The sequence below is a fragment of the Kyrpidia sp. genome, from assembly GCF_023512215.1.
Lineage (GTDB): Bacteria > Bacillota > Bacilli > Kyrpidiales > Kyrpidiaceae > Kyrpidia > Kyrpidia spormannii.
Genome location: NZ_JAILZZ010000017.1, coordinates 43501 through 55918, shown reverse-complemented (window position 1 = coordinate 55918; position 12418 = coordinate 43501). Strand labels below are relative to the sequence as shown.

General features: G+C 57.2%; 11 protein-coding genes. 9 read left to right on the top strand and 2 right to left on the bottom strand.

The genetic code is table 11. From position 1 onward, the window contains the following. The first annotated feature begins 259 nt into the window (after positions 1-259). The 6 genes from K6T64_RS08370 (at position 260) to K6T64_RS08345 (ending at position 7006) form a co-directional block, all read left to right on the top strand. The gene (locus K6T64_RS08370; protein WP_483306135.1) at positions 260-1711 is read left to right on the top strand and encodes an FAD-dependent oxidoreductase; all 1452 of its coding nucleotides are present in this window, start codon (positions 260-262) and stop codon (positions 1709-1711) included. Next, positions 1704-2636, top strand: coding sequence for an FAD-dependent oxidoreductase (locus K6T64_RS08365; protein WP_288009572.1), 933 nt, complete (start codon positions 1704-1706; stop codon positions 2634-2636). The genes K6T64_RS08370 and K6T64_RS08365 overlap by 8 nt, the downstream gene beginning before the upstream one ends. A 19-nt stretch (positions 2637-2655) precedes the next feature. Then, positions 2656-3117: an SRPBCC family protein gene (locus K6T64_RS08360; protein WP_288009571.1), complete on the top strand. Its 462-nt coding sequence runs from the start codon at positions 2656-2658 to the stop codon at positions 3115-3117. A gap of 77 nt (positions 3118-3194) precedes the next feature. Next, complete coding sequence (locus K6T64_RS08355; protein ID WP_288009570.1) at positions 3195-4007, top strand: DeoR/GlpR family DNA-binding transcription regulator; 813 nt, start codon at positions 3195-3197, stop codon at positions 4005-4007. A 1-nt stretch (position 4008) separates the two neighbouring features. Then, positions 4009-5454: an amino acid permease gene (locus K6T64_RS08350; RefSeq protein ID WP_288009569.1), complete on the top strand. Its 1446-nt coding sequence runs from the start codon at positions 4009-4011 to the stop codon at positions 5452-5454. A gap of 61 nt (positions 5455-5515) precedes the next feature. After that, positions 5516-7006 carry an FGGY family carbohydrate kinase gene (locus K6T64_RS08345; RefSeq protein ID WP_288009568.1) on the top strand — a complete coding sequence of 497 codons (1491 nt, stop codon included), beginning with the start codon at positions 5516-5518 and terminating at the stop codon, positions 7004-7006. Between the two features lie 66 nt (positions 7007-7072). Here K6T64_RS08345 and K6T64_RS16855 read toward each other — a convergent pair whose 3' ends face one another. Together K6T64_RS16855 and K6T64_RS16850 are read right to left on the bottom strand one after the other, a co-directional pair. Continuing rightward, on the bottom strand, positions 7073-7402 hold the full coding sequence (locus tag K6T64_RS16855; protein WP_483306138.1) for a multicopper oxidase domain-containing protein: 330 nt from the start codon (positions 7400-7402) through the stop codon (positions 7073-7075). 168 nt (positions 7403-7570) lie between these two features. Further along, positions 7571-8056, bottom strand: a complete 486-nt coding sequence (locus K6T64_RS16850; RefSeq protein WP_353737802.1) for a multicopper oxidase domain-containing protein — start codon at positions 8054-8056, stop codon at positions 7571-7573. A 159-nt stretch (positions 8057-8215) separates the two neighbouring features. On the opposite strand from K6T64_RS16850, the gene K6T64_RS08335 reads away from it, so the two are divergent. From K6T64_RS08335 to K6T64_RS08325, 3 genes are all read left to right on the top strand, one after another. Then, positions 8216-9820, top strand: a complete 1605-nt coding sequence (locus K6T64_RS08335; RefSeq protein WP_288009566.1) for a multicopper oxidase family protein — start codon at positions 8216-8218, stop codon at positions 9818-9820. Positions 9821-10021: 201 nt separating this feature from the next. Next, entirely contained in the window at positions 10022-11035 is a 1014-nt protein-coding gene (gene galE, locus K6T64_RS08330; protein ID WP_288009579.1) for a UDP-glucose 4-epimerase GalE, read from the top strand. A gap of 227 nt (positions 11036-11262) precedes the next feature. Beyond that, entirely contained in the window at positions 11263-12303 is a 1041-nt protein-coding gene (locus K6T64_RS08325) for a zinc-dependent alcohol dehydrogenase family protein (RefSeq protein ID WP_100666655.1), read from the top strand. Positions 12304-12418 lie beyond the last annotated feature (115 nt).

The window sequence follows — 12418 nt, the reverse complement described above, 5'->3', positions numbered from 1 at the left end:
GGCCTGACCCGCCCAGGGAGGCGGTGATGTGCAGTAACTCGGGAATGGCTCCTGCTCCTGGTTGCTGTAGGCCCGGACAGCCGGACCCATCGATGAATCGGGCGGCGAACAGCTCCCAGTGACCCCTGGGAGCTTTTTGTTCGTACCGGGCCCATCCTTTCGCACGGGGCCCGTCCTTTCGATGTTGACATCGTGTGCTATTATGTTTAATATTGAGTTGTAATTGCACATTTATCCTTGCCGAGATGACCATGGGGGAATGATTGTGCCAAAGTACGATGTCGTCATCATCGGGGGCGGCGTGGTCGGGACATCCATTTTTCGTCGACTAAGCAGTAATGATATTTCAGTGGCTCTTTTGGAGCGAGCCCCGGATGTATGCGAAGGCGCGAGCAAGGCCAACAGCGGCATTGTCCATACTGGATTTGACGCCAAACCGAACACCCTTGAAGCCAAGCTGTTACAAGAATCGCGCGAGTTATGGCCTGATTTGATCGAATCCTTGCACATTCCGTACTTGCCCTGCGGAGCGATCATGGTTGCCACGGACGATCAACAGTTTGAAACCCTCTCGGCGAAGATTATCCCCACCGCCCGGGAGAACGGTGTTGAACCTGTTTTACAAACCGCGGACGAAGTCAAACAGCGGGTACCGTGTGTCAATCCCGATATCCTGGGCGGTCTATTTATCGAAGGAGAGTCCCTGGTGGATCCTTTCTGGGCCACTCGCGCTTTTGCTGAATTGGGCGTTGCGAATGGTGGTGACGTCTACCTCGAGGCTGAAGTTGTCGGAATTGACCAGCACCCCGACCATTTGACGGTCCGGTGTGCGGGCGGTCTTGTTCTCGAAGCGGGCTGGCTGGTCAACGCTGCCGGATTGTGGGCGGATGAGGTAGCCCGTATGGTGGGTGACGAGTCGTTCACCCTGACACCCCGCAAAGGGCAGTTTGTCTTAACGGAAGACGAGTTGGGGTTAACCTCCATCATCCTCCCGGTACCGACGGAAAAATCGAAGGGGATCCTGGTAACGCCTGTGGTTTTCGGCGGGACCTTGCTTGGACCGACCGCCGAGGATCAGATCGACAAAAGGGACCGATCCACCACCGAGGAGGGGTTACTCCGAGTTATCGCCGAGTCGGCAAAACTGGTGCCGGCAGCGGCCAAAGTCAGCAGTATCCGACAATTTGCGGGTGTACGGGCGGTGTGTTCTGCAGGCGACTATGTCATCCGACCATCGTCGGTTTGCCCCCGGCTCATCCATGCGGCGGGTATTCGGTCAACCGGAGTCTCCGCTTCTCCCGGTATCGCTGCGGAAGTGGAACGCGTGTTGAAAGATCTGGGAGCCTTGTCCGGTACGAAAGCGGTAGTACAAACCCGGTTGCCGGACCGGTTCACTGACGAAGCGAACAATGGCGAGGTTGTCTGCCTATGTCGTTCCATCACTCGGCATGAAATCGAACTGGTGTTGAATGTCCCCCCGGTGCCCTCTACCTTGGACGGGATCAAAAGGAGAACAGGGGCCATGTTGGGTGAATGCCAAGGCAACCTGTGTGCTGCGGCCATTATGGATATGATCTCCAAGGCACGAAATATCCCAGTGGAGCATGTATGCAAACACGCGGCGGGGTCCCATGTCATCGTGGGCATCGCGGGCAGCACGGCGCCGGTGGAGCAGCGGGCACAGGAAGGTGGTGGCACGGAACATGTATGACGTGGTTATCGTCGGTGCCGGACGTGCGGGAACCGCGGCGGCGCTGGCTCTGGTACAGCGGGGCATCTATGGATCGGACCGTCTATTGGTCCTCGATCACCAGGCTCAGGCCGCCGGATGGAACCGTCCATACTGGTGTGCAGTTGCTCCCGCAGCTGAGCGCACGCTCGAGGAGTTTCAATCCCTCGTCCGGGAAAACGTTTTGACGTTCCGTCCGTCCACGACGGCGGTCGGCGTTCTGCATGGACACACCGGACAGGCGCACGTTGTCCTGGCACGGCACAGGGGCGGTACTGACGAACTCGAAACCCGTTTCATTGTCATAGCGTCCGGCAGTTTCGACCGTCCCCGGGAGGCCATGCGCATTCCCGGCACCCGCCCGGCCGGGGTCATCACCGGTCAGCAGTTGCACATCTTTATGGATCGGGGGTGGTTGCCGGGGCGCCGGATTCTGCTCGTTGCGCGAAGCCCGTTTCGGGAAATCATCGAAAAACGGCTCAGGGAGTGCGGGGTCGCCCCGACAGCCGTGGTCACGCCGCCGGAAGAAACGAGAGCCACAGGAGGCCCGGTCTGCGGAGATGGAGAAATTCGGAGATTTGAGGGCACAGTGGTCGACCTTGTGGGATTCCCGCGGGTTGAACGAGCCGTGGTTCAGACCTCTACCCAGAACTCGGTATCCATTGATTGTGATTGCGTGGTCTTTTGCATCGGACGCATGCCGAACGCGTTATTTTTAAAAGGCTCCGGTGTGTGTGTGCAACCCGGGGGAGGCCTGTGGGTTAACGAACGGGGTGAAACGTCTCTGCAAGGAATTTACGCGCTGGGCTCCTGTGTGACTGGAGAATCCTTGTGTCCCCTTGACCCATCCCTGGCCAGAATCGCCGATTCCATCCAGGAAGCTCTTTCGCAGTCGGCAAAAAGTTGAACGAACAGGAGGATCCGAAATGCGGATGGAAGACACCTTTACGGTCGCAGCTCCGGTAGAGATCGTATGGAATACGGTGATCGATCCGACCAGGCTGGGCCAGTGCTTACCCGGGTGTGAGAGTATCAAACGAGTGGACGACACCCATTATGAAGCGACCATGGCGGTGAAGATCCAATTCATGACCTTGCGTTTTTTCACTCGCGGAGAATTGAAAGACACGGATCCTCCCCGGCATCTCACCGTTGTCATGGACGGGAGACCCATTGCCTTGGCCGGGGTGTTTCGGGCGCAGTTGAGAGCAGAGCTTATTCCGACGAACGGCTCCACCGAGATGCACTATGAGTTAGATCTCCGGATGACGGGTCGCTTGGCTTCTCTTGGGGAAGCCATTATGCGAAAAACAGTGGAACAGTCGGCTCGGGAATTCGTTACAAAGGTACGTGCTTTGGTCGAGGACACTCCTGCAGTCCAATCCTGAATGAGTGTGGTGGTCAAGTACAGGTTGTGAGGCAGCGAACAGCGGATGGCAAATGCTCATGAGGAGGATCAGTCCGCATGCTTCAGGAGGAACGTCAAAAGAAAATCATGGAATACCTTCAGCACCACGGCACGTTACGGGTGACGGATCTGGTGGAACGGCTCGGCGTTTCGCGGGAAACGGTTCGCCGTGATTTGCAGGAGTTGGAACACCAAGGGGTGCTGAGAAAGGTGCACGGCGGGGCAATTCTGACCCGCACAGGCGTCGAGCCCACCTTTGCCGTTCGACGAACCACCAACATCAAGGAGAAGGAAGCAATCGGGCGGGCGGCCGCGGGTCTCGTGGAAGATGGAGATACAATTTTTCTTGATCTTGGTACCACAGCCTTGGAGGTAGCCCGTCACTTGCGGGGCAGGGGCCGGATCACCGTCGTAACCAACTCGGTGCAGGCAGCTCTGGAACTCATCGATGACGAGGCCATTAACGTGTACCTCACGGGCGGTATGTTACGCAGCGGCGATCTCTCTCTGTCCGGTCGGTTTGCCCGCCACATGCTGGCCCAATTCTATGTGGACAAGGCCTTTATCGGGGTTGCCGGCATCTCCCTGGCGGGAGATCTGACGGATTTTCACGTGGAGGAAGCAGAGGTTCGCAACATGATGATTGAACGCGCCAAAGAAGTGATAGTGGTGGCCGATCATTCAAAATTCGGTGTGACGGCTTTTACCCGCGTGTCGGCACTGACGGCCGTTCACCGTATCGTCACCGATGCGGGGACGGATCCCGAACAAATTTTCATGATTCGTTCCCTTGGAGTCGAGGTGTTTACGGTTCCCATTCCGTGCGAGGAAGGGAAACACAATCATGTACAAACGGATGAGGAGGTTTAACATGGATATGCAACGCGATCGTCAATTGACGGACGGTTCTGCTGATGATTTGCAAACGATGCAGACGTTTCACTATTCCCAGGAGTTGAAGCGCACCCTGAAACTGTTCGCTTCCTTCGCTGTAGCCTTCTCTTTTATTTCCATTACGACAGGCATTTTTACAAACTACAGTTTCGTTCTGAACACAGCGGGACCCTTGGGGATCTGGACCTGGCCGATTGTGGGTTTAGGGCAATTCTTCGTTGGCCTGGTTTTCGCCGAATTAGCGGGAAAAATCCCTCTCAGCGGCTATTCTTATCAATGGGTGAGCCGAATGGCCGGTCCCGGATGGGGGTGGTTCGTCGGTTGGGTGGGTGTCTGTTTTCTCGTCCTGGTTGTGCCGGCCGTGGATTCGGGACTGGCACCCATTCTCGCCAGTGTGCTTGGAATCGAACCGACCCAGAGCCATTTGAACATGATCGTTATTGGAATATTACTGATTCAGGCCCTGTTAAACATTTATGGTGTACGGTTGGCGTCCTCCATTAATAACATCGCCGTGTTCACCGAAGCTGTCGGAATCATTGGTTTGACGGTGCTGTTGGGTATCCTGGCGGTCATCCACCACGCTCCGATCCAACTGTTGTTCCATCCAGGTGCCGAACATCAGGGCTATCAGTTATCGAACTTTGTCATGGCTTCTTTGATTGGTGCCTTCACTCTAGTTGGATTTGAAGCTGCGGCCAATTTGTCGGAAGAAACAATACATGCCTCGAAGACAGTGCCGAAAGCGATTCTCACCTCTCTGATACTCAGTGGGGTATTCGGAACTTTGTTCTTGATCGCGGCGACCTTGTCGATTCCCGATGTGGCGCTCATCACGAAATCTGACAATCCGCTACCGGCGGTTATCGAGGCCAATTTGGGGTCCTGGATCGGTACGGCTTTCTTGGTACTTGTGATCATTTCGATTTTCGCCTGCGGGTTAGTTATCATGACATCCGGTTCACGGCTCATTTATGCCATGGCCAGGGATAATGCGTTTTTCTTTAGTTCCTTGTTCAAGAAAATTTCTCCGACGACCGGAGTACCCGTTCCCGCGACAGTGATGTTGCTCATCATCGGAATTCTGGCAACACTTTTTTCGAATTCCTTGACCCTGCTGGTCGGTGCGGCATCGGTGTTACCGGCCATCCTGTATCTGATCACCGTAGCCTCATATACGTGGGGCGGACATCGCCTGCCCGACCTCACCCATGCGTTCTCCCTTGGGCGGTGGGGCCGTGTTGTCGCTTGGCTGGCCATTGTGTGGCTGGTGGTGGAAATCGGGATCCTGACGATTCCCTCCGAGTTTCATAAGGTGACGTTGGTGGCCGCGGCGTTGTTGGCTATCGGGGTGCTCTTTTACTTTGGGTTGTTTCGCCGGCGGATTGTGGCAGGCGAGGCTGGTGTCCATCCGGTGGAATAGTGATCAGACACATATGTAACACACACGGTTCTGAATTGATGGAAGGAGAACGACATAAACCATGGGATATATTCTTGCAATCGACCAAGGGACAACCGGAACGAGGGTGCTGGTCGTCGACCGAGAGGGAAGGATTAGGGGCGAGGGTTACGCTCGACATACGCAATATTACCCGAAACCGGGGTGGGTGGAACACGTTCCGGAAGAAATCTGGCGATGTGTGTTGAAAGCGACCGAATCGGCACTGGCTGCTGCGGACGTTGGTTCGGAGGAGATTGCGGCCATCGGCCTGGACAACCAGGGGGAAACTGTGGTCTCCTGGGACGTTCGTACCGGCGAACCCCTTCATCCGGCCATTGTATGGTCCTGTCGGCGAACATCGGTGGAAGCGCGGAGGTGGGCCGACGACGCCGATTGGGAGGAGCGGGTGAGGTCTGTCACCGGTTTGACCATAGACCCGTATTTCTCGGCGACCAAGGTCCGTTGGCTGCTGGACCACACCGATCAACCCGCAGACACCGTGCGCTGCACCACGCTGGATGCATGGTTGCTGTACCGGTTAACAGGTGGTCGTCGTTACGCAACCGACGTTTCCACCGCGTCCCGGACGCTGCTGTTCGATATCGTTAGACTCAAGTATTGGCAAGATACCTTGGATTATTTACGGATCCCCCCGGAGGTTCTCGCCCCGGTGCTACCGACCGTCTCCCATTTTGGCGACACGGATCCCGAGTCATTTCTCGGGATCTCAGCTCCCGTGTTGGTGAACATCGTCGATCAGCCGGCCGCTTTGTTCGGCCATCTGTGCACAGAGTACGGCATGATCAAATGCACTTTTGGGACTGGGGGATTCGTCCTGATGAATGCGGGAGGCCGACCCCATCTCCCATCGGGGTCGGTGCTCACATCCATCGCCTGGCAACAGGGGGGTGCGGTAACTTACACCCTGGATGGAGCGATCTACTCGGCGGGGTCTTCGGTGGACTGGGTAGTTCGAAACTTGGGCTTAGCCGATTCTGCGGCGGAAACGGATGCCCTGGCCCGGTCGGTTGAGGATTCGGCGGGGGTTTATTACGTGCCGGCGCTGACGGGACTGGCCGCTCCTCATTGGGACAGCACCGCCCGGGGCGCTTTTCTGGGGCTGAATCCAAAGGCGGGACGGGCCCATTTGATCCGGGCGATGTTAGAAGGCATCGTCCATCGGGTTGCGGATGTTGTTGAAGCCATGGAGGCGGCCTCCGGTTTGTCCTCCCGGTCATCTCTGCGGGTGGATGGCGGTATGGTGCGCAACGCGTTCTTTATGCAATGTCTGGCCGACTTCCTTGGGACGGACGTCATTGTGCCGCGGCTCACAGAAGCCACGGCGATGGGTGTTGCTTACTTAGTCGGTCTGGAATTGGGATGGTGGAAAGACGCTGACGCTCTGCGCGACAAACAACAGATTGCACGGCTGTACACACCCGCGTTGTCGCAAGAGCAGCGAGAGCAGAAGCGGGAGGCGTGGCGCCGGGCCTTGGCCGCTGTACAGGTGTTTCCGGCGGACGAGGATTAGCGATGCCTGGGTGTCTCGCTTGTTACCGGCTCGTTAACGAAAATCACCTTATGGTTGATCCGGACCTCAATAGGCGTACTTCACAACATTAAACATTCCTCCCATCGGAGTCCGGTGGGCGTTCGTCATATGATGAGGCTTGTGACAGTGAAAGGCCCATGTTCCGGGGTTTGCAGCTATGAATTCAATATCCCATGTCTCTCCTGCGGCCACATTCATCGTATTCTTCAGCACTCGGACGGGTAGGGGCCACCCATCCCCGGCAACCACGTGAAACGTATGTCCATGCAGATGCATGGGGTGGGAATCCATGCTCAGATTTCCCAAGCGAATCCGAACACGTTCCCCGTATCGGACAAGAAGCGGCTCAGTGTCCGGATACGATTTTCCGTTCATGGTAAAGTAGTTAAAATCCATGCTCATGGGGTCGATGGTTCGTATCGAGGTAACGACGCGTGGTTGAACAGAAGCTGCGGAAACGGAAGGATCAGGGCGCCCCGCCGTGGCGGGTGCCGTCGCCACTTGGTCGCGAACACTCCATTCTTGGAGGAGAATGATGAATTCTCAATCTGCCGTTTGGAGGTGACGGGGCAGGGAGATGAACATCCCTCCCAATCCCATCATTTCCTGTTTGGCGTCGTGGGCATGGGCATGATACATAAAAGTGCCGGACTGGGGAACCGCAAAATCGTATACATAGGTTTGCCCGGGCAGTACCAGCGGACCCGCTCCGATCTCCGGAACCCCGTCTACCTGATTCGGAACGTTTAAGCCGTGCCAATGAATCGCAGTCGGCTCGGGAAGCCGGTTGTGCAATGCAACTTGGATCCGTTCGCCTTCATGGCTCACAATGACGGGGCCCGGAATCGACCCGTTGTATCCCCAGGCTTGGATGACCACACCCCGGACCAGTTCGTGCGCGATGACTTCCGCCGTCAAATGAAAGCGTCGAATGCCGTGGACAATCTCATATGGGGCGAAGGCCGCGTTCGGAGCGATGAGTCGGGGAGTGCCGAGGTGCCGAGAAGGATACAGGGTTGCATTCCCCATGGATACAATCCCCCTTCATCACGGATCGTGTGATTCCAGGGTATGCGCACACCTTTCGGACGGTTACCCAAGGGTCTTCATCGGATCTTCACAAGTCGGTGTTACGCTGACCTTGGCCGGGTGCACCGGCATACTGATGAAGGAACGGGGGGATTTGAATTGAATCGGCGAAAATGGTGGATAGGACTTGTCCTGCTCCTGATCGTCGCTTTGATTCCCGTCGGCGTATACCTGTTCAGGGGTCAATCCACCGTGGAGGCAGCGGACAAGCCGCTCGAACCCGACAAGACGTGGACGGATAACGAAGGGCGGACTGTCAAGGACTTTACGGTGATAGCAAAACAGATCAAATGGCAAATTGCCCCCAATTTTCAGGTGGATGCCTTGACCTATGGAGGCACGGTACCCGGCGCCAAAATTCAGGTCACGGAAGGTGAACGGGTTCGGGTCAAATTGGTCAATCAACTGAACGTACCGATCTCGATCCATTGGCATGGATATCCAGTCCCCAACGCCATGGACGGAGTGACGGGAGTGACCCAGGATCCGGTGGCCCCTGGACAAAGTTTCACGTATGATTTCGTGGCGAAAGTGCCGGGTACCTATTTTTATCATTCCCACTACAACAGCGCCCAACAAGTCGATCAGGGTTTGTACGGAGTTTTCGTCGTCCTTCCGAAAAACGAGCCGGTTAAATATGACCGGGATTATACACTGGTTCTGGACGAATGGATGAATATGTCCGGATCGGGAAACGGCATGGGCAATATGGACATGGGGAATATGAATATGGGCAACATGAACGGTATGGATCACTCCAACATGAACATGGGGCCGTCTTCCACTGAATCCGCACCGGCAGCCAATGCGACGCCGAGCAACAACATGCCGGTCATGGACCATGATCAAATGATGAAAATGATGTACAACGTGTACACGGTGAACGGGAAGTCCGGATCGCTCATTCAACCCCTTGAGGTGAAAGAAGGAGAAAAGGTTCGCCTTCGATTCATTAACGCCGGATACATGACGCACCTTGTACACCTGCAGGGACAGACCTTCCAAGTGGCAGCAACTGACGGTAACCCCATTGCAAATCCATCTCCGGTTCAAGACAAACTCTTGTCGATTGGAGCCGGTGAGCGATATGACGTGACCTTTGTAGCAGGAGCGAAAGATTTTGCGATTGATCTGCACGATCAAACCAATGGTGCAAAAACGGCCGTCATTCCCGTTCACGTCGCCGGAAACACCCAGGCTCAACCGGTTGCGGATCAAGCGAATCTTCCCGTCTTGGATCTGACGACGTATGGTCAAAATACCGGCGGTTCGGTGGACGAAGGCCAATTCGACAAGTCCTACACCTTACATCTAAACTCCACCTTCCAGGGCAATGACCAAGTATACACGATCAACGGAAAAACCTGGCCGAATACGGATCTCCTTGAAGTCCGCAAGGGTGAACGGGTCAAAGTGACGCTGATTAACGACGGCAAGTCGGATCATCCGATGCATCTTCACGGGCATACCTTCCAGGTGTTGCGATACAACGGGAAGCCTGTCACCGGATCTCCCATCAACAAAGACACCCTGCTGGTTCGGCCGGGAGAGACTTATGAAATCGCTTTTACGGCCGACAACCCGGGGAACTGGGCGTTTCACTGCCACGACCTTCACCATGCTTCGGCGGGTATGATGACCCTCCTGAAGTATCAGGATTACCAGAGCAACTACCGGATCGACTTGTCCAAGGTAGGCGAATGATCGAGGAGCAACGATCGAGCAGAGGGGGCGGCGAGCCCCCTTTTTTGCTCCGGGAGTTCGACAGTTGAGCGAGTGGGGCGCACGCGGGATCCCGGCGGCCTTGGGTGCATTGATTGCATTCGCAAGCTGGCGTATACTGCCCTCGAATGCCTTTGTATGGACGCACATGAGAGGGCGAAATTATGTTAGGGGGCGAGGAGGATCGACGCGGTGCTGGTTTCGGGAGGGGCCGGGTATATCGGCAGTCATGTGGTGAAGCGCCTGGTGGAGGCGGGCCGGCCGGTGGTGGTGATGGACAATGAAACCACCGGGCACCGGGAGACGGTGGGTGCGCTGGAAGAGCTCACCGGTTGGAGGGTGCCATACATAACTGGGGACGTCGGGGATGGGGAGGCCGTCCGCAGGACCGTCGAAGAGTATCGGGTGGGCGCGGTGATGCATTTTGCGGCGAAGAGCGTCGTCGCCGAGTCCGTCCGGAACCCCGAGGTGTATTTCACCGAAAATGTCGCGAAGGGGATCGCATTTTTCCGGACGTTGTGCGAGGCGGGGGTGAGGCGGATCGTGCTGTCCTCCACGGCGGCGGTGTACGGCAATCCCGAGCGGGTGCCCATCCCCGAGGACCATCCGGTGCGGCCGATCAACCCGTACGGGGCCTCGAAAATCATGCTGGAACAGGTGCTGGGATGGCTGGAGACCACCTTTCCGATCCGCTGGGTGGCGCTGAGGTATTTTAACGCGGCGGGGGCGGATCCGTCGGGGCGCCTGGGGGAGCGGCACGATCCGGAGACGCATCTGATCCCCATCGTGCTGCAGGCGGCGCTGGGACAGCGGGAGCGGATGACAGTGTTCGGGACGGATTACGGGACGCCGGATGGGACGTGCATTCGGGACTACATCCACGTGCTCGACTTGGCGGACGCGCACCTGTTGGCCCTGGCGGCTTTGGAGGGGGGCCATCCCTCGGGGGTGTTCAACGTGGGCACCGGGCGCGGGCATTCTGTGCTCGAGGTGATCCGCGTGGCCGAGGAGGTGTCAGGGCGGAAGGTGCCGGTGGAGTACGGAGCGCGGCGGCCGGGGGATCCGCCGGTGCTCGTGGCGGACGGCTCTCGGCTGCGGGAGCTGGGCTGGAAGCCGCGATACGGGCTGCGGGACATCGTGGCGTCGGCATGGGCGTGGCATTCGGGGGACGTCGGAGATGCCCCACGGCGGGTTTAAGCAAAGCGGGCTCGGTAAGGACCTGTCCGCCCACTCCCTGGAGGAACACGGTGGTCAAACATTGTGCGATGACGGACATCGTTTCCATTGTCAATGGTACATCCGGACCTTGAATGGCTCGTTTTTCCGTTGTAGGATGGCCGCAGAGACAACCTGCTGTCTGCCGCCCGCATTCTGGCGGCACACCTCCCGAAAGGGACAAAACCCTTGAGAAGGAGAGGATTGACATGAAAGCTCTGGTGTATCATGGCCCGGGACAGAAAAGTCTGGAGGACAAGCCCAAACCGAGCGTGCAGCAGCCCACCGACGCCGTTGTCAAAATCTTAAAAACAACCATTTGCGGAACGGATCTCCACATTCTGAAAGGGGACGTGCCGGAGGTTGCCGACGGCCGGATTCTCGGGCATGAAGGGGTCGGCATCGTCGAAGAGGTGGGTGAGAGCGTCGCCAATTTTAAAGTTGGCGACAGAGTGTTGATTTCCTGCATCACTTCCTGCGGCAGATGCGATTATTGCAAACGGGGCATGTATTCGCACTGCGAGAACGGCGGCTGGATTCTCGGTCATCTGATCGACGGCACCCAGGCGGAATACGTGCGCATCCCCCACGCCGATACGAGCCTCTACCCGCTTCCGGAGGGCGTGGAAGAAGAGGCCCTTGTCATGCTGAGCGACATTTTGCCGACCGGCTTCGAATGCGGCGTGCTCAACGGCAAAGTCCAGCCCGGCGACACGGTGGCCGTGGTGGGGGCGGGTCCCGTCGGTCTGGCGGCGCTCCTGACCGCTCAGTTGTATTCCCCCTCGGAGCTCATCATGGTCGATCTCGACGACAATCGCCTGGAAGTTGCAAGGCGATTCGGGGCGACGGAGACGGTCAACAGCGCAGACGGACGCGCCGTGGAAAAAGTCATGGAGTTAACGGGGGGCAAAGGTGTCGACGTGGCCGTCGAGGCCGTCGGCATCCCCGCCACCTTCGACATCTGCCAGAGCATCGTGGCGCCGGGCGGCTGCATCGCCAATGTCGGCGTGCACGGGAAAAGTGTGGACCTGCATCTGGAGACCCTGTGGTCTCACAACATCACGATTACCACCCGGCTCGTGGATACGGTGACCACCCCCATGCTGCTAAAAATGGTCCGGGCGGGCAAACTCCAGCCGCAGCACCTCATTACCCATCGCTTCAAACTGGACGAGATCCTGAAGGCCTACGACGTTTTCGCCAACGCCGCCCGGGAAAAAGCCCTCAAAGTCATCTTGAGCAACGAATGAGGCAGGTGAGCCCCGGCCGGCCCGGGGCTCACTGCCGGATACGTTCTTCCGGGGTCGCGAATAGAGTATTTTCATTCGGAACCGGCTCAAGGACGTCGACCGAATGAGCTTCCTA

What these genes read in the sequence shown, in the direction of transcription:
- K6T64_RS08370 (WP_483306135.1), top strand. Translation starts at nt 260, where the DNA reads ATGATTGTGCCAAAGTACGATGTCGTCATCATCGGGGGCGGCGTGGTC.
- K6T64_RS08365 (WP_288009572.1), top strand. Translation starts at nt 1,704, where the DNA reads ATGTATGACGTGGTTATCGTCGGTGCCGGACGTGCGGGAACCGCGGCG.
- K6T64_RS08360 (WP_288009571.1), top strand. Translation starts at nt 2,656, where the DNA reads ATGCGGATGGAAGACACCTTTACGGTCGCAGCTCCGGTAGAGATCGTA.
- K6T64_RS08355 (WP_288009570.1), top strand. Translation starts at nt 3,195, where the DNA reads ATGCTTCAGGAGGAACGTCAAAAGAAAATCATGGAATACCTTCAGCAC.
- K6T64_RS08350 (WP_288009569.1), top strand. Translation starts at nt 4,009, where the DNA reads ATGGATATGCAACGCGATCGTCAATTGACGGACGGTTCTGCTGATGAT.
- K6T64_RS08345 (WP_288009568.1), top strand. Translation starts at nt 5,516, where the DNA reads ATGGGATATATTCTTGCAATCGACCAAGGGACAACCGGAACGAGGGTG.
- K6T64_RS16855 (WP_483306138.1), bottom strand. Translation starts at nt 7,402, where the DNA reads ATGAACGGAAAATCGTATCCGGACACTGAGCCGCTTCTTGTCCGATAC.
- K6T64_RS16850 (WP_353737802.1), bottom strand. Translation starts at nt 8,056, where the DNA reads ATGGGGAATGCAACCCTGTATCCTTCTCGGCACCTCGGCACTCCCCGA.
- K6T64_RS08325 (WP_100666655.1), top strand. Translation starts at nt 11,263, where the DNA reads ATGAAAGCTCTGGTGTATCATGGCCCGGGACAGAAAAGTCTGGAGGAC.